Origin of the sequence: Sedimentisphaera salicampi, from assembly GCF_002117005.1 — a bacterium.
Taxonomy (GTDB): Bacteria; Planctomycetota; Phycisphaerae; order Sedimentisphaerales; family Sedimentisphaeraceae; genus Sedimentisphaera; species Sedimentisphaera salicampi.
This window is the reverse complement of record NZ_CP021023.1, coordinates 2,875,222-2,892,933: the sequence shown is the minus strand read 5'-3', so window position 1 is coordinate 2,892,933 and position 17,712 is coordinate 2,875,222. Positions and strand designations below refer to the sequence as shown.

General features: G+C 46.5%; 11 protein-coding genes. 7 read left to right on the top strand and 4 right to left on the bottom strand.

What is annotated here, in order from left to right:
* The first annotated feature begins 42 nt into the window (after nucleotides 1-42).
* Nucleotides 43-1,854 (top strand): aspartate--tRNA ligase, encoded by a 1,812-nt coding sequence (aspS, locus tag STSP1_RS11185; protein WP_085756408.1) that lies wholly within the window; start codon nucleotides 43-45, stop codon nucleotides 1,852-1,854.
* Nucleotides 1,855-1,939: 85 nt separating this feature from the next.
* Nucleotides 1,940-2,851, top strand: a complete 912-nt coding sequence (locus tag STSP1_RS11180; protein ID WP_085756407.1) for a prenyltransferase — start codon at nucleotides 1,940-1,942, stop codon at nucleotides 2,849-2,851.
* Between the two features lie 20 nt (nucleotides 2,852-2,871).
* Here STSP1_RS11180 and STSP1_RS11175 read toward each other — a convergent pair whose 3' ends face one another.
* Complete coding sequence (locus tag STSP1_RS11175) at nucleotides 2,872-5,109, bottom strand: glycoside hydrolase family 3 N-terminal domain-containing protein (protein WP_085756406.1); 2,238 nt, start codon at nucleotides 5,107-5,109, stop codon at nucleotides 2,872-2,874.
* A 92-nt stretch (nucleotides 5,110-5,201) separates the two neighbouring features.
* Nucleotides 5,202-6,824, bottom strand: a complete 1,623-nt coding sequence (locus STSP1_RS11170; RefSeq protein ID WP_085756405.1) for a glycoside hydrolase — start codon at nucleotides 6,822-6,824, stop codon at nucleotides 5,202-5,204.
* 328 nt (nucleotides 6,825-7,152) lie between these two features.
* Here STSP1_RS11170 and plsY point away from each other — a divergent pair, with 328 nt between their 5' ends.
* The 4 genes from plsY to STSP1_RS11150 all read left to right on the top strand — a co-directional run bounded on the left by plsY (nucleotide 7,153) and on the right by STSP1_RS11150 (nucleotide 13,325).
* Complete coding sequence (gene plsY / locus STSP1_RS11165) at nucleotides 7,153-7,794, top strand: glycerol-3-phosphate 1-O-acyltransferase PlsY (protein ID WP_161491719.1); 642 nt, start codon at nucleotides 7,153-7,155, stop codon at nucleotides 7,792-7,794.
* A 17-nt stretch (nucleotides 7,795-7,811) separates the two neighbouring features.
* Nucleotides 7,812-9,188: an NAD(P)-dependent malic enzyme gene (locus tag STSP1_RS11160; RefSeq protein ID WP_085756403.1), complete on the top strand. Its 1,377-nt coding sequence runs from the start codon at nucleotides 7,812-7,814 to the stop codon at nucleotides 9,186-9,188.
* A 24-nt stretch (nucleotides 9,189-9,212) separates the two neighbouring features.
* Entirely contained in the window at nucleotides 9,213-10,046 is an 834-nt protein-coding gene (locus STSP1_RS11155) for a CPBP family intramembrane glutamic endopeptidase (RefSeq protein WP_085756402.1), read from the top strand.
* A 153-nt stretch (nucleotides 10,047-10,199) separates the two neighbouring features.
* Nucleotides 10,200-13,325, top strand: coding sequence for an AsmA-like C-terminal region-containing protein (locus STSP1_RS11150; RefSeq protein ID WP_161491718.1), 3,126 nt, complete (start codon nucleotides 10,200-10,202; stop codon nucleotides 13,323-13,325).
* Between the two features lie 71 nt (nucleotides 13,326-13,396).
* Here the strand turns inward: STSP1_RS11150 and STSP1_RS11145 are convergent, their stop codons facing one another.
* Together STSP1_RS11145 and STSP1_RS11140 are read right to left on the bottom strand one after the other, a co-directional pair.
* The gene (locus tag STSP1_RS11145; RefSeq protein WP_085756400.1) at nucleotides 13,397-14,170 is read right to left on the bottom strand and encodes an OmpA family protein; all 774 of its coding nucleotides are present in this window, start codon (nucleotides 14,168-14,170) and stop codon (nucleotides 13,397-13,399) included.
* Between the two features lie 73 nt (nucleotides 14,171-14,243).
* Nucleotides 14,244-15,440 carry a helix-turn-helix domain-containing protein gene (locus STSP1_RS11140; protein ID WP_085756399.1) on the bottom strand — a complete coding sequence of 399 codons (1,197 nt, stop codon included), beginning with the start codon at nucleotides 15,438-15,440 and terminating at the stop codon, nucleotides 14,244-14,246.
* Between the two features lie 312 nt (nucleotides 15,441-15,752).
* On the opposite strand from STSP1_RS11140, the gene STSP1_RS11135 reads away from it, so the two are divergent.
* Nucleotides 15,753-17,696, top strand: coding sequence for a sulfatase family protein (locus STSP1_RS11135; RefSeq protein WP_085756398.1), 1,944 nt, complete (start codon nucleotides 15,753-15,755; stop codon nucleotides 17,694-17,696).
* The last annotated feature ends 16 nt before the right edge of the window (nucleotides 17,697-17,712 follow it).

Genomic DNA, 17,712 nt, shown 5'->3' with positions numbered 1-17,712 from the left:
CAATGTAGTTTAATCGATAAATCAATTTACTTGGTGGAGCATATGCTTAAAAGAACTCTGAAGTGCGGTGATGTACGCCTTGATAACGTAGGAGAAGAGATTACGGTGTGCGGGTGGGTAAATTCCTACCGCGACCATGGGAATCTTGTTTTTGTAGATCTCAGAGATGTTTCTGGGCTCGTGCAGATTGTTTTTAACCCGGACATTAACCCTGAAGTGCATAAACTCGGTAGAGAGCTCAGATGCGAATGGGTGATTGGGGCAAAGGGAACTGTGAGTAAACGAGGCGAAGGCCTTGAAAATCCTAAACTGCCCACAGGCCACATAGAAATAATCATCAATGAACTTGAGGTCTTCAGCAAAGCGGACACCCCGCCCTTCGAGCTGGATTCAGCGAATTCAGTTGGCGAGGACACGAGACTCATAAACCGCTTCATTGATCTGAGAAGAAACGAGATGAAGGATAAGCTTATCACAAGGCATAATATTGCTTATGAGGTGAGGAATTATCTTTCAGAAAACAGCTTCTATGAAATCGAAACGCCTATGCTCGGGAAGAGCACGCCGGAAGGAGCGAGAGATTTTCTCGTGCCGAGCAGGCTCTATCAGGGCTCTTTCTATGCACTTCCGCAGTCTCCGCAGCTCTTTAAGCAGATCCTTATGGTGAGCGGGATGGACAGGTATTTCCAGATTGTCCGCTGTTTCAGGGATGAAGACCCAAGGGCAGACAGGCAGGCAGAATTCACTCAGATCGACCTCGAAATGAGCTTCGTTGACAGCGATGATGTGATAAGCATCAATGAAAATATGATTGCCAGAATCTGGAAAAAAATATTAGGGGAGGATATCGAGCTTCCCGTAAAGCAAATGACTTACGCTGATGCTATTGAACATTACGGTACAGACCGCCCTGACCTTCGCTTTGACATGCAGCTCAAGGATATAACGGAGATCGCAGGCGAATCGAGCTTTAAGGTATTCACCTCTACAGTTCAAAAAGGCGGGATCGTTAAAGGGCTCTGCGCAAAAGGTGCAGGGACATACTCCAGAAGCGATATAGAGAAAACACTCACAGGCTTTGTGGGTGATTATGGAGCAAAAGGGCTCGCTTGGTTTAAGGCAGCGAAAAACGAAGAGACAGGCAAACTGGACATCAAAAGCAACATAGCGAAATTCTTCACCGATGAGCAAAGACAAAATATATTGGACACTTTCGGGGCAGAAGAAGGCGATCTTCTGCTGTTTGTGGCAGATAAGAAGAATACCGTAAACAGGGCTCTTGCCGCACTCAGAATCAAGCTCGGCAAAGACCTCAAGCTCTATAAGCATGGCGAATATAAATTCGTCTGGATCACAGACTTCCCGCTTATGGAATGGGATGAGGACGCTAAAAGATGGGACTCACTGCACCACCCATTCACCTCGCCGGTCGATGAGGATTTAGACAAGCTTGAAAGTGATCCAGGCAGCGTCCGCTCAAAGGCATACGACCTTGTGTGCAACGGCTCGGAAATAGGCGGTGGAAGCATACGTATTCATGATCCCGAAATTCAGCGCAAGATCTTCTCGCTTCTGAACATTACAGCCCAGATGGCAGAGGAACGTTTCGGATTCTTCCTGAATGCCTTAAAATACGGGACGCCTCCGCACGGCGGAATCGCATTCGGGCTCGACAGGCTCACAATGATCCTCACAGGAACTGATAACATAAGGGACGTAATAGCGTTCCCGAAAACTCAGAGAGGCCAGTGCCTTATGTCTGAGGCCCCGGGCGAGGTTGACCAGCAGCAGCTCGATGAGCTGAATATACATGTGCAGAAACATTTGCACGAAGATGCTGAAAAACTCGAATAGTTCTGCATAACGAAACAGTAACTCTAAAGCCTGCCAAGTGCAGGCTTTTTAAATTTAAATCAGCAGAGAAAGCCTGAGGTGAAATTTGAACAAGAGGGTTCTGAAAATTTTATGCACTCCCGAACCGGCGTTCCTGCTTCCGGGCATCCCGCCTGTGGCAATCGGAACCGCCCTTGGGGTAAAAGCTGCGGGTGAACTCAATCTTCTGCTTTCCTGCCTCGCTGTTTTGAGCATTATCTGTATAAATGCCGGCTCGAATATGCTCAACGACTACTTCGACCACCTCTCCGGAAACGACTGGCTCAATACCAACAGGACGGTTTTCGGCGGAGGAAGCGGTTATATACAAGACGGAATCATCAGCCCAGAACAAATGAGGACAGCAGGAATGCTGGCTCTTGGAGCGGGAGCTGCAATCGGGCTTTTAATTGTGATTATTTCAGCAAGCCCATTTATCCTTATCCTGGGAATTATCGGCGTGCTTGCAGGCATACTCTGGACTCTGCCTCCTTTCAGCTTCTGCTACCGCTGCCCGGGAGAAGGTTATATATTCACTGTTTTCGGGATACTGCCCACTGCCGGGGCATACTACCTTCAAACAGGCAGACTTGCTTGGGAGATCGCCCCGCCTGCTGTAATCACGGGACTGCTTATAGCAGGCACCGCCCTTCTCAATTCAATACCAGACACTGAAGCAGACATGGCGGCAGGCAAAAAAACATTTCCCGCTGTCTTCGGAATTAAGAAAGCTGTGATGCTTTACAGAGCTTTGGTTATCTTGTCCTATATTACCGCGCTGCTAAGCCTTCTTATCGCCGAAAGTTTTGAAAACGGTGCAGTATTTTATCTGTTCGTATCTCCGCTCGGGGCTGCGTGCATAATTTCAGCAAGCCAGAAGAGATTGAGCGAAAAGGGCGTCAATCTTCCAAACGCCCTGAATATCTCCCATTACGTCTGTATGGCAGCAGCGGTTACCGTTGGAATCGCTGTTAGCTGAGCGTTCAGCCTGACGATCTTTTATTCCAGCGTAAATTCTTTCTTTAGACCGCCCGCTCTTATAATAAACTTACCCGGCTCAATAACCCTTCTGCATTCTGCATTTATAAAAGAGAAGGCCTCTGCGGGCAAATCGAAATTAACCGTCTGATTTTCGCCCGGATTGAGGTATATCTTTTTGAATTCTTTTAGGCGTTTATTTGCAGGCGTAACGCTCGCCACTTTATCTGAAACGTAAACCTGAGCGATATAGCCGCCCTTCATTTTGCCCTTGTTTTTCACATCAAACGAGACCTTAAGCCCATCGAAACCTTTTTTAGAAGCAGAATTTTTGGAGAGCTTCAAGCCGCTGCACTCAAAATCAGTGTATGAAAGGCCAGCGCCAAACGGCCACTGGAACTCTACTTTGCAGCTGCTCCAATTTGCAGATTTTTTGTAATCGTACCATTCAAATCCGCCGGCATATTTCGGATACGAGAACGGCAGCCTGCCGCTGGGATTAACATCGCCTGAGACCACATCAGCTATTGCATCCGCTCCCTTAACGCCCGGCAGATAAGCCATAACTACGGCATCGGAAACCTTTTCGATCTCCCGAACCACTCTCGGCCTGCCCTGGGTAAGTATGGTTATTATCGGCTTACCTGTTTCACTCAGCCGTGCGGCAAGCTTTCGCTGAGAAAGGGATATATTGTAGTCCCTGATATTGCCTGAATGTTCTGTATATGTGTTCTCGCCTGCGCAGAGCAGTATTACATCGCAATTTTCGGCCTTCTCAGCGGCCTTATCTGCATCGAGGAGCTTATCGAAATCTGCCCCCTTTTCAAAACTCACATTCCCCCTGCCGAACTCAGCCTTAACTGCTTCGAGGATTGTATTCTGCGAATCAGGGTATAGGTGCTCCTCCCTGCCCTGCCAAGTGCGGGACCAGCCGCCGTTTAATACGCTTTTGAGGTTTGAGCATGGGCCGGTAACGAGGATTTTTTCTTCTTTCTTGAGCGGCAGGATCTCTGATTCATTTTTCAGAAGGGTAATACATTCTTCTGCGCAGCGTTCATTGAGCTTTTTAGCTTCTTTTGAGGCTATCTTCTCAGAAAGCTTATCATCCTCAAACGGATCATTAAACAACCCGGCTTGGAACTTGACTTTGATTATGTTCTTAACTGCCTCATCCACCCTTTGAACAGGCACTTCGCCTGCCTCAACGAGAGAAACCAAATGCTTCTTGAAATCAATCTTAAAGGGCGTCATACTCATATCTATGCCCGCATTAACTCCAATCTTCACAGCCTCTCTTTGATTCTCAGCCACCATCTCACGGGTGTAGAGATTGTCGATATCTGCCCAGTCGCTAACGACAAATCCGCTGAAGCCTATATCTTTCCGCAGAAGCTTTTTTAGGTAAAACGGGCTTGCATGCACCGGCCGGCCGTTAATCTCTGAGGAATTTATCATTGCTGTAACAGCACCAGCCTGCACTGCTGCCCTGAATGGAGGAACGAACAGCTCTCTGAGCTGGATCTCGGGGATCCAAGCGGGGGTTCGGTCTCGTCCGGAACGCGGATAGCTGTATCCAAGGAAATGCTTCATACAAGCGAGCACTTTATCCTCGGCCAATGGCAGCTTATCGCCCTGAAGACCCGTGATGTATGCCTCTGCGAATTCAGAAGCGATGAATGGGTCTTCGCCGAATGTTTCGTAATGGCGGGGCCAGAAGGGATGCCTTGCCACACCGAGAACCGGAGCAAAATTCCATCTTATCCCTGCTGCTCTGGTTTCAAGTGCGGTTACTTCTGCCATTTGCTGAACCAACTGCCGGCTGCCCGCTGCTGCCATAGCTATGTTGTGCGGGAAAAGCGTAGAGCCGGCAACATAGCCCGCCCCGTGTATTGAATCAAGCCCGTAGATAACAGGGATTTGAAGACGGGTCTTCTTTGCAAACTTCTGCACCAGACTGGTTATTTCAAGCCACTTCTCCGGCGAGAGAGCCCTGCCGCCGCAATTTAGAACTGAGCCGATCTTCTCTTGGACAATGTATTTTTCGAGCTTATTTTCATCAAGCTTCAATTTATCGCCTGATTTGCCGTTTGTGAATGCCTTAAGAGTTAACTGGGTCATCTGACCAGCCTTCTCGTCGAGAGTCATTTTAGAAAGCAGAGCATCAACTTTTTTCTCAACTTTCTCTTCGGCATTCACCAGAGAAACTGTAAAAATCAAAAGAAGCGAAAATAATTTCAGAACATTCCTATTAGCACCCATAAAAGCTCCTTAAATTAAGAATTATTGCGATACAAAGAATTATTGTACCGTAATTGAAAATTCTTTAAAGCTTCGATTGGTAAGCTGCTTGTCTATTCAGCCTGAATAACAAATGTTACAACGCTTTTTGCAGGAATTTTGAAGGTGTCTTCCAGAGAGCCGGCTTTGCAAGGGGCAAGATCGCTTGCTGCATCGGTTATATACGGTACTACCCTCGCATCTTCCGGCAAACCTTTCTTTTCGAAACGAACTGATTCGGTATTTCCGGAATAATTAACGAATACTGCCGCTGATGTTTTATCTTTACTGCTGGTGTAAGCAGAAGCCATCAGGCCATGGAAAGCCTTGCCGTTTTCAACGCCGTCGTCTCTTTTGAGCTCTGCACGATACATCCCGGGCCTTATGAAGCGGCTGAAATTGCCCATAGCCCATAGCATCTTAGAATCATTGTATCTTCCGTCTTTGATGGTTTTGGTGCTGTAAACGAGACCGTCTTTGTAGTCGTAGGGTGAGATTCCGAGCCACCAGTCCCAGCCTGAGGCTTCAACAATGGTGAGGTCGTAATGTATAACTCTGGCTATAAACAGTGCTGCGGTTATGCCGAGATCTCTTCCGCCGCCCCCGAAACCGTGTTCAGTGCCGCCAAGAATGCAGTATTCAGTATGGCGGTACTCAAGCTCGGGATATTCATCCAGAGCCTTTCTGAATTTCACTCGGGCATCAACAAGCCCTTCAGAGGGGTCATCGAGAAAATAGCTGTGTCCGCAAAGCAGGCCGGAAAGGGCCTTGCCGGCATAATTATCGCTTGATTCATCAAAAAACTGCTCTACATATTTGCCTTTGGATTTCTTTGAGCTCTTCTGCCAGTCGTAGAAAGACTTGAGATGCCCTGATTCGGGCATAAGCACCCTGGCATTTACAGAATCTTCATTTTCTATCTTGCTGTAAAGCGTTTTGGCGATCTCAGCCATCTGGGAATTGTTGTACCGGCAGCCCTCCTGTTTCGGGCCGTTCCAATCCCATTCAGGTTCATTTATTGGGCTTATGTAATCAAATTCAACACCATCTGCTTTTTGCAGCGCTTTAACCGATTCAACTATATAATCGCAGAATTCGCCGGTTTTGCCGTCTTTCAAATTTGTTGCACCAACATCTTTACTGCAAAATCCCCTCCCGTTTTTGGTCATATTTATTGGCGGGCTTATTGTAAAGGCAGTAAATTCTTCCACCCCCCTATCACGGGCTGACCTGAGAAACGTTCTCTGCCCTTTAATTCGAGAGCGGGTTTCCTTTTCGAATTCCGGCAAATAGATCTCATTTCCGCTTTCGTCGAAAAGCCAGGAAGACTGCCGCCAAGGGTCTCTTATTTTATCATTAGCAGCGGTTCCCGCACCAATGTTGAACCTCCAAGAAGAAAGGCCTATCCCGACAGGATCGCCGCTGTCTTTGAGCTCAGAGGAAAAGAGCAAATCGGCTATTGCATCTGTCTTTTCTTCAGGCCACTGCCCCACCATCTGGGCTGTCCAGCAGTCTGAGGCACCGAAAGAGCTGATTTTCTGATGTTTTTTTGAAATATCAATTGAGATCTGAACGGGGTTGTCCGTTTGGGTAATAAGATTTCTGCTTCCCGGCCGAACTTCCACATAACTAAAGGCCCCGGCTGAGAACATTAACAATACTGCTGATGATAAAACCTTTTTGAACTTTAAATCCATAGTTTCCCTTTATTGCTTATTTTCATAAATCATACTTGTATTAATATGGTTATATCCCGAAAAACATATTTTTTGCATTATAAGCTGAAAAAAAAAATAATTATTTATCAGTTTCGAGCAAGATTGAAGAGAAGGCAATTTCTCTATAAGCTCTGTGCTCATTAGATTTATCCTGCTTTATAGTCGAACCGGCCGGCTGCATCTGCATTTATATCGGGCAATGGGCGGCGGGTTTAATGAATGCGTTGATTGAAACCGCCGAAAGGATATAATCTATTGGTCTGATAAATCAATATATAATGCGGGATACAGCAGAAGGGTTAATTATTTGGCTACTGCAATTTTACTAACTTTACCAATTTTTTCTTACCTGCTCGGCTCAGTTCCTTTCGGTTTTTTAATAGCAAAATCGAGAGGCATTGATCTTCGGACAGTGGGCTCGGGGAATATAGGAGCAACCAACCTCGGCCGTGCGCTGGGTGGCAAATGGGCGAAGATATGCTTCCTTCTCGATTTGCTCAAGGGGGCATTACCGATGATTGCAGCGGGTTTGGTGGTTTCAGGGGAACCCGAACAATCCGAGCTTTGGCTTTGGCTTTTATGCGGCGCGGCTGCGATTGCCGGGCATATTTTCCCGATTTACCTCAAATTCAAAGGCGGCAAAGGGGTTGCAACGGGGCTTGGAGTAGTTCTTGGTTTATGGCCATACTACACCATCTGCGGAATTATCTGCTTTATCATCTGGATTATCTGCCTGTACACTTGGAAATATGTTTCGCTGGGATCGATTATAGGCGCAGCTATGTTTCCGGTAATACTCTCTTTAGAGATTGCCATCGTGGAGAGCTGGAGCTTTTCTGATCTTTGGCCTCTAATCGCAGCGGCCGGGGTTTTGGCGATTCTGGTAATATACAGGCATAAGAAAAACATAACAAAACTAATCAACGGAACTGAGCAAAAGGCTCTTTAATTCATTGCAGGGATTCTATGAGTAATCATAAAAAAAGTTTACAGGAGCATTTCGGCGCAAACCACATATACCGAGTCAAATTTTCTTCGCTCAGGAAAAACTCTGCCGAGATCCTCTCCGCAATCAATACAGAGCAAACCAGCATCTCATCTCTCAATACGCTTGAAGGCGACGGGGAATCAGCAACTCTTGAACTGAATCTATTTGCCAACTCAAGACAGGCCGCTCTGGCTGCCTTAGAAACGCTCAAATCAGGCGGGGCTGAGATACAGGAATTTACTGACCTCGTAGAAGAATCTCGCCTTGGCGGAATAATTGAAGTTAAAAGCAAGAAGAAGATAGAAAGCCTTACCGATCTGCGTATGGTTTACACTCCCGGGGTTGCGGCGGCCTGCAAGGCAATCGTTGAGAGCCCTGAGGCGGTTTCGCGGGTAACGGGAATATGCTCGCGCGTGGCAATAGTATCAGACGGAACGGCAGTTCTCGGGCTGGGCGATATTGGGGCACAGGCCTCAATGCCAGTGATGGAGGGCAAGGCTGCCATATTCTCGGAATTTGTGGGTATAAGCGGAGTGCCGATTGTTTTAGATACAAAGAAACCTGATGAGATTATTGAAACTGTAAAACATATCAGCCCAAGCTTCGGAGCAATACAGCTCGAGGATATTGCAGCACCGGCCTGTTTTGAAATAGAGCAGGAACTCGACGGTATGCTGGATATACCAGTATTTCACGACGACCAGCACGCAACAGCAACCGTTGTTCTCGCGGCACTTATCAATGCAGTTAAGATCACAGAGAAAAAACCGGCAGACTGCTCAGCAATCATTATCGGCGCAGGCGCCGCGGGCTACGCAATCACCAAGATCCTGCTGGAATACGGCATTAATAATATCGTGGTTTACGATGCAGGCGGAGCGATATACAGGGGAAGAGAAGAGCAGATGAACCCATACACTCAGGAAATTGCTGAGCTTACCAACCCGAACAACATATCAGGCGGGCTTGAAGAAGGTTTCAAAGGCAGAGACATCTTCATTGGCGTTGCAAGGCCGGATATAGTAAGTGAAGATATGGTCTCATCAATGGCTGATAAGCCAATAGTATTCCCGCTGAGCAACCCGAAGGGTGAAATTTCCGTTGAGAAGGCATTGGAGGCGGGCGCTGCTGTTTGCGCAGACGGGAGGACGATAAACAATGCCCTCGCATTTCCGGGGATTTTCAGAGGAGCACTTGATTCGGGCATAAAAAGCATAAACGCTGGGATGAAGCTCGCTGCTGCCCAGTCGCTTGCCTCGCAGTCCGAGGGGAATATGCTCCTGCCGGATATGATAGACAGAAACGTACATAAAAAGGTGGCGAAAGCAGTATTTGATGCGGCAGCTAAAAGCTGAAACTTAGGAAAGCTGAATTCCTGTATGAATTTTGGTAGCAAAGGGAAGACACACGAACTGGACTTGTATCTGCACAGGACATCCCGTCCTATATATTCGCTGATACTCGTGTCTATCCTTATCGTTGTTTACGAAGCAGGACTTTCGTCGCTCAGCCCCGATTTCTTCGCAACAAAAACTGAACACATCCCTGGAATTGTGGTTTCCTTTGAATGGGTGCGTAAATTTCTGCTCTGGCTGAATTTTTCTGAGATGCAGGCGTGGGTTGGCACTCCGCTTGTGGTAATAGCTGCTCTTGGGATAGTGCAGATAAAATCACGGGAGAAGATTGAGGTAGAATGGAGCGATCTTCCCATAATCTTTGCAGAGGCTACTATACTCACAATCCCCCTGCTTGTATGCAGTTCCTGCATAACCTACATTGCCGGCCAGCACGGCCCGGGATACTCGCCTGTACCTGCGGTGCCGGATATGTCTGCCGCCTTAGACTGGCAAACCCCGGGAGGTATGTTCGCTGTGAATATAGTATCGGGGATTGGCGCAGGGATTTTCGAGGAACTTGTTTTCCGGCTTCTTCTGATTTCCTTTGCCACACTGATCTTCGAAAAGCTTTTCGGTATGCCCCGTATTCGCTCCACTATAACAGCGGTAATTGTTTCGAGCCTTCTTTTCAGCCTCCATCACTACTTCTATATAATGGACTGGAGATTTGTTGCGGGCGAGCCTTTCCGAATATCCACGTTTACATTCAGGTTTCTTGCAGGGATATACCTTTCAATAATATTCGGAATAAGGGGTTTCGGGATTGTGGCCTCAACCCACGCAGCGCATAACCTGATAGCTGCCTGCCTGATGTAATGGATGAGCATAATGCCTTACACAGCAAAGAATCCATTAAGTATTCCATTGTGAACTGAGGAATTCATCTTGATATTAAAAAGCGGGTAATTATTATTCTCAGCGATGAAAAAATTAACTAAAACAGCTATAATCCTTCTTGCAGCAGCCGGCTTGGCGGCTGCACTGTACAGCTTCAGAGGCAGCTTAATCGACATATTAGAGGCAAGGATCACCCAAGGACTTGAAAACGCCTTCGGGGCAGAACTTGAGTATGAGGCAGTTGAGAAGCGGGAAAACAGCCTGATTGTAAGCGGGCTGGAAGGATCGGCTTCACAGTTCAATTTCTCGGCGGGGAAGGCAGTCGTTGATTACTCCCTTTTTGAAAATGGGTTCCTTTCTCCTTCAATTGAGAAAATAACAGCAGAAAAGGTGATGATTTATAAACCGGGTTCAGCAGAAACTGACCCGCAGAACGCTTATCCAAGATTTGTAAACTTCATTGAAAATATAAGCTCGCACCCTTTTTACAGCATATTCAAGTCTGGCAGTTTTCCTGATTTGGAGACTGGGAGGGTGGCAATCAAAAGTCCTGATAAAGGGGATATTATCCTGAGCAGCCTTAAGCTTTCTTCAAAAGGCAGTGATAATACATATAAGATTATGCTCAATACACCTGCCGGCGCCGCTTTCGGGGCATCATTTCTAAACGCAGAAATTAAAGCGGGAAAAAGAGGATTTATTCGCGTGGCTGGGAACTTGAACGCCAGCCTGTTCGGCAGCGAATGGATGACCAAAGATCTAAGCCTTGATGCCAGCTGGAAGCCCAGCAGACCTGTTAGATTCAAATTTAATGCCTCAACCAGCAAAACTGAGATCGAAGCAGAAGGTTCTGCTGATCTTTCAAAGAAGAACGCTCCTTACAGATTATCTTTGAAGACTGAAAATATTCTGCTTTCCTCCATCACAAAAGTGAATGCGGTTTACGAGAATGAAAAACTCTACAGCTTTATAGGCAAGGGTACAACAACTTTCCTGAAAGAATTCAATCCGGAAGGTAGAATGGATTCGGAGGTTAAGCTTTGGGGAAGCCTTTCACAAAAACCGAAAATGAGAGGCGAAATAAGACCGCAGAAAATGACTGCAAGCTACGTTTTTTTCCCTTATGAGGTTAAGGTGAGCGGTAAGATAGACTTAAGCTCAGAAAAATACCGATTCGACTTGAAATGCACGCATAAAGATCAGGAAGCAAAAATCACTGGCTGGCACGATATTAAATGCACAAGTCTGCCGGATTATCCAAACTGCGATATAATAATTCATTCCAATGAGGCTTATATAAACCACGATGTTTACAAAAGCCTTGACGCCAGGCTCAAGAAAATCTGGAATATGATAAATCCTTCAGGAGAAATGGCCTTTACATATCAGTATCTGCGGAACGAAAAAGGCAAGAGATACCTTATCGATATAAACCTAAAAAATGCTCAGGCTGAGCTGAGCAAGTTCCCGCTGCCTGCAAGTTCTATCACAGGGGATATAAATGTAAATCCCGAAGAAATAACGCTAACCGATATAAGAGGGACTGCCGGCGATTCCAACTTCAACATCAGCGGCACAATTGAAAATGCTCTTTTGAACGAACCTGATTACGACCTTGAAGTTTTCGCCAAGGGGCTCACCTTGGACAGCGTACTAATCAGCTCTCTGCCCAAAGACCCAGCCCGAATGCTGGATGATTTCTACATAGATGCTCAAAGCACACTTACGCTTGAGCTCAGCAAGGAAAACAGAGAAAATGATTGGAATCTTGATGCTGATATATCAGGAAATGAGATCGTTTACAAACCAAGTATGCTCACAATCACTGACCCGCAAATGAAGATAAGAGCCGGGAAAGGAAGCTGGAGAGCAGAGATGATCAAAGCCGAGATTGCAGGCGGAAGCTTCACTGCCAAAGCAGGCGGGGAAATAGTGAACAAAAGCCTCGGCGGCTTTGAGGGAGAGCTTTCGTGCGAGAATTTGGAGGCAGGGAGGTGTCTGGAGCTGCTTGGCGAAGATTATAAAAGCTTTCTTAAAGGCAAGCTCGGGATTGATGCAGATTTTTCCTCCGGGCAGGATAAGCCGCTCCAGATCACAGCTCTGGCAGAGCTGCAGAATAACACGGCCGAAATAGACGGGCTGAAGCTTGAAGATGTTTCAGGAACGGTTGATATAAAGGCAGGTACGAATAAACCCGCTGCTTTCAACTACTCGGTAAGCGGGAAAAGCGTGGATTTGCCTGAAGCATCAATCAAAGCAGACGGCAGAGTGAAATATGAAGAGGGGAAACTTGATTCCTTAAATAATATTACAGCAGAATCAGTTAATCTGAGCAATGCCGAATTTAAAGATTTATCAGGATTCAGCGGGAAAGCTGATTTTAGGCTTGAAGGGCTTGAATTCAGCAGCGAGAAGGAAGACATAGACATCGAAAACTTCCGCTTAGAATTTAAGGATTTATCAACCGGCTGGATCAAAGAAGCCCATTCTGCTGAAGGAAATCTAACGGGAAGCTGCAATCTAAGCAAAAACCTTGAGCTCCAAAAGGCTCAAGCAGATCTTTACTGCAGCCGCCTGCTCTACAAAGGAGCTGCCTTCAAAGAAGTATCTCAAAGCTTTAACTACTCCCTCGGGGCAATTTCCTCTCCGGAGAAGGGTTCGGCAAGCCTTTACGGCGGGGCAGCAAGCTTTAATTACCGCCTTATGCCTTCCGGAGATGCCCCGCCTGCATATGATTTCTCCCTCGATCTGAACAATGTTAATATCAGTGAGCTTCTCAATGACACCGTTGAGGAGAAAAACGGACGGCTCGCACTTTCCGGTATGCTCTCATCGCAGCTCAGCGTGGAAGGTGTAGCAGGCAGGCAAGAATTCAGAAAAGGACGGCTCGATATAGTTCTCAAGAACAGCCAGATCACATCAAAGAATCTTATCTCAAGGATTGTTTCTGCGGTGTTTTCAAGACAGCCGGCAGAGAAGAGAATCAAAACCGGGCTAATCAGCGGCTATATAATCAAAGACAGGCTGGTTATATCTGATGCTGTGATTCAGCTTGAAAGTCTCAAGCTCCAAGGGGCGGGTGAAATGAATCTTGAAAACCAGAAGCTTGATTTGAGTCTTCAGGTGTTTATGTTTGAAGATGAAACGCTTCGGGGAAAGCTGCTCAACACCATCGGGAAGCTAATAGCCGAGGTGCAGGTTAAAGGGCCTTTATCTGAACCCTCCATAAAGACTCGAACCTTTGGAATACCCCATTAAAAAACCCTTCCCGTTTATCTGAAGGAAGGGTTGGACAATCGAATATTCGTCTCAGCTGAGCTTTTCGCTTATCAGCCTTGGGGCACTATATAGATTTCCACACGCCTGTTCTTAACATTTCCGCCATTATTGGGCTTATTAGGTGCGACAGGCCTGTATTCGCCATAACCTCGCACACTGAGCCTCTCCGGGCTTACGCTCTCATTAAGCATACTCTGAAGAACAGAGATTGCCCTGTGAGCCGAAAGATGCCAGTTTGTAGGATGCTCACGCTTGGTAGAAGGCTTTGAAATCTTCATATCGTCGGTATGGCCGGCGATAACTATATCAAACTTCTCAGCCTGATCGGACTTAACAATCCCGCAGAATTTAGCGATAGCATTTTTAGCCTCAGAATTTATGTTATCACTGCCGGGAGAGAAGGTAAGATCGCTCTTGAATTTAACAACGCCTCGCTCGGAGTCGAAAGTAACGAGATCAGGATTGGCCGAAGCAAACTCCTCAAGCATCACATTCAGCTCTGCCGGGAGCTTAACCCCGCCTTCGAGAAGCTGTTTCTGAAGCTTTTTAACAAGCTCATTTTTCTCTTTGAGGGCTTCTTCAAGAAGTTTTATTTCTTCCTGAGCGGCCTGCTCACCTGCGTTTTCAAGCTCTCTTGCAGTTTCGAGCTTCTCCCTGAGCTGCTTGAGCTCGAGCTTGGCAGAATTATATTTGGATTCAAGCTCTGAGATCCTCTGGCTCTGGGTCTCATTCTTCATTTTAAGGCTGTCGTACGCCCCTTGTGATACGCATCCGCTAAGCATAAAAGCAAACGCAGCTAAAACCGTTATTATACCATACTTCATTGAGCAACCTCTCTTATCTACAAATTCAGAAGACGAAAGCTTCGCAATCAATTCCGAAGCAAACTTTCGCTAATTATTTCTTTTTCTTCTTCTTGCTCTTGGCTTTCTTTTCTTTCTTAGAAGACTTCTTGCCGCTGGATTTTTTACCGCTTGACGAGCCTCCGGAGAAAGCACCAGAAATACCTATTATAAAAGTAACCAAGGCAAGGCCGCCTGCAATATATACAAAGTACTGCTGAACGAAGGGGACAAAGAGCGGCTCTGAGCCATTAACAGCTACACCTGCAAGTATCACAAGCGTCATAACCACTGCGATGAAAGGCAGAAGCATTGCAAAACCGAAGCTGGTGCCTTCTTCTGCTGATGAGGCTGCCGCAGCGGCGGCTGGAGCACTTGCAGCGGCCGGTTCCGGCTCCGGCTCTACTTCCGGATAGCTCAAATCATCCTGTGCGGGGGTCTGCTCTGTCTCTGCCTCTTCCGGCTGAGGGGGCTGTTCTTGTTCGGTCTGCTGCTGATCCTGCTGTTCTGCTTCCTCAAGAGAGCCTACATCGAAATCGTCGAAATCGTCGTCTCCTCCGCCGCCTTCGGCTCCCGGGAGAATATCATCAAGAACAGCACCAAGCTGGGAATCATCCGCCTGAAGGGACAAGTCTAAAATTCCTGAACCCTCCTCATCTGAGCCCATATCCGCATCTGCATCTATCTGCTGCTCGCCCTGCTGGTCTTGCGAACTCTGCTGCTGTTCCTGCCCTTCTTCCTCAGAACCCTGCTGCTTAGAGCTTTCTTCATCCTGCTGCGCAGAGCCCTTGCTTTCCTCCTCGCTGGAGATCGTATCAGCCAGAGAGAGCAGGCTGTCGTCGGAGAAGCTTGCATCATCTTCCTTTTCCTTACCCTCAGATTCATCAGAATCCGAATCAGGAGAGTCCATACCCACTGCTGTATCGGCATCAGAAAGCTCGATCATCTGCTCCATATCTTCATCAATATTAACTTCCTCACCTTGATCTTCGTCAGATTTCTCATCATCAAGCGAATCAATCCCGCCAAGCGAGCTTTCTTCATCAAGACCAATTACGGAATCTTCAACATTGAGATTATCATCATCAACCTGCTGCTTGGCAAGTGAATCAATATCTTCTTTTTTATAGAAAATCTTGGAGCCGTCCCTCATTTCGCTGATGTCGTTAACCTTAGCTAACTCTTTAAGCTGCTCCTGGGTTTTTCCGAGTTTTTCAGCGGCTTGTTCAAGAGTATAATAATTTTCGGACATTGCAAATCCTTATCTTAACTACGTAGTTCGAATTACTGGCCAAACACAAAATAGCAATTATATAAATCGATTATAACTTTACAAATATATCTTGCAAGCTTTTAACAAGGCTTATTTTTCGCTTAGGCTGTTTTTGGTGTTCAAGTAAAGAATTATTCCTCTATCCTTAAAGATTCTGCCCCTAAAAGGCGAACAAAAAATCGCAGACAAACAGGAAATTAAAAAAAACGTAAATAATAATCTTGACAACCCGCAGCATTTTAAATTTAATCTGTTTGAGGCTAATTAGATTAACATATAGGAGCATTTACAATGAACAGGCGTTTATTTTTGAAATCCACCGGCAGCCTTGCTTTATCATTAGCTGCCGTAAATCCCGTTTCGTCTTTCGCAGACAATCATTCAAAGCAAAAACCAAACGTTCTATGGATAACTATTGAAGACACTTCCCTGTTTTTCGGATGTTACGGCGATGAAGTTGCCAAAACCCCAAACGTTGACAAGCTTGCAGAGGAAGGCACGCTTTTCACAAACGCCTTTGCCAACTCGCCTGTATGCTCGCCGGCGAGAACCGCTCTTATCACCGGTATGCATGTAGGCCAGCTCGGCGGAGGGAATCACAGAAGCGCAGCTGCTATCCCTGATTCAGTGAAAGGTTTTCCCACATACCTGCGTAAAAACGGCTACTACTGCACCAACAACAAGAAAAAAGACTACAACTTCAAAGACGCATGGCACTGGGCAAAACGCACTTGGGATGAAACAAGCGGAAAAGCGACTTGGCGAAACAGAAAGCCCGGACAGCCGTTTTTCCACGTACAAAACTTTCTGGACAGCCATCAGTCCCGAGTTTCGGTAAATTCTTATGAAAGATTCAAGAAAAATATTCAATCTCAGCTTTCGCCTGAAGAAATAACAAAACCTGAAGAAGTTAAGGTTCCGCCATTCTATCACGATACGCCTGAAGTGCGAAAAGCCTATGCGAGAATGTACGACTGCATAACCCTCGTTGACCGGCAGATAGGCGAGCTGCTTGATAAGCTGAAAGAAGACGGACTTTACGAAGAAACAATAATATTTTTCTTCGCAGACCACGGCGAAGGTATGCCGAGATTCAAGACAAATCCGCTTGGGCTCGGCCTGAGAGTGCCTCTGGTTGTGCGGGTTCCGAAGAAATACAGGGATCTTGTGAAGCTCAAGCCCGGAACCAAAACCGACAAGCTTATAAGCTTTGTGGATCTCGGGCCGACAGTGCTCAATATAACCGGCTCCAAGATTGGCGATAATATGTCCGGCGCGCCAGTGCTCGGGCCTGGGAAGATAGATAAAGAGTTCATTTTCGGAAGCACGAATATTGTAGGCACTGCCGAGCAGCACAGCAGAACGGTATCTGACGGAAGATACACCTATGTGCGGAATTATATGCCGCATCTCGGGTATGCCCAGCCTCAGAGATACTGCGACGGGGCAGAAATAATGCACCTGCTGCGAGATTACTACAAAGCAGGAGAGCTTGAAGAAGCAGCTGAGGAGTATATGTCTCCAGGAAGGCCGGCAGAAGCTCTTTACGACTATAAATTCGACCCATGGAATGTGCATAACCTCGCTGAAAAAACAGGGTATGAATCAATCCTTGAGAAAATGCGGTCTATAAACCAAAATAAAATCCTTGAAATTCGCGATCTGCACTTCCTTCATCCGTGGGAAATTGAAACCAGAGGCGGGAAGTTCACGCCTTTCGAATTTAAAGACTACAGCCGCGTTTATCCCCTTGAAAAGATAATGAGCGTTGCAGAGCTGGTAGGCAAGGGCAGGAAGGTATTGAGCAAACAGATAAAAGCTCTCGAAGATGAGGAGCCGGCAGTTAGGTACTGGGGGCTTATCGGGTTAGAATCGCAAAACTGGAAAAAAGATGATATCTTCCAGCACATTGAACCCCTGCTTGAAGACTCCGCTCCATACATAAGATATGAAGCAGCAAAGCTTACGCTTAAGAAAAAAGATTCGAAGAAAGCGAAGGATATCCTGATATCAGGGCTCAAGGAAGAACACTGCATCCTCGTTTTGAGCGCAATGAGAAATATTCGCCTGCTTGACAGAGAGACTGTCAAAGAGCTTCTGCCGGAAGTTAGAAAGCTGAAAAAACGAATCAGCGAGCTGAAAGGTGAGAGGCTCAGCGGAACTGTGGGCTCAGTGATAGCAAGCACAGAGGCCTTTGCAGCGGGCAAATATCCGCCGCCTGTGGACAGCTTCTAATGTGGAAACAGCTTAG

What these genes read in the sequence shown, in the direction of transcription:
- aspS (WP_085756408.1), top strand. Translation starts at nt 43, where the DNA reads ATGCTTAAAAGAACTCTGAAGTGCGGTGATGTACGCCTTGATAACGTA.
- STSP1_RS11175 (WP_085756406.1), bottom strand. Translation starts at nt 5,109, where the DNA reads ATGGGTGCTAATAGGAATGTTCTGAAATTATTTTCGCTTCTTTTGATT.
- STSP1_RS11170 (WP_085756405.1), bottom strand. Translation starts at nt 6,824, where the DNA reads ATGGATTTAAAGTTCAAAAAGGTTTTATCATCAGCAGTATTGTTAATG.
- STSP1_RS11160 (WP_085756403.1), top strand. Translation starts at nt 7,812, where the DNA reads ATGAGTAATCATAAAAAAAGTTTACAGGAGCATTTCGGCGCAAACCAC.
- STSP1_RS11155 (WP_085756402.1), top strand. Translation starts at nt 9,213, where the DNA reads ATGAATTTTGGTAGCAAAGGGAAGACACACGAACTGGACTTGTATCTG.
- STSP1_RS11145 (WP_085756400.1), bottom strand. Translation starts at nt 14,170, where the DNA reads ATGAAGTATGGTATAATAACGGTTTTAGCTGCGTTTGCTTTTATGCTT.
- STSP1_RS11140 (WP_085756399.1), bottom strand. Translation starts at nt 15,440, where the DNA reads ATGTCCGAAAATTATTATACTCTTGAACAAGCCGCTGAAAAACTCGGA.
- STSP1_RS11135 (WP_085756398.1), top strand. Translation starts at nt 15,753, where the DNA reads ATGAACAGGCGTTTATTTTTGAAATCCACCGGCAGCCTTGCTTTATCA.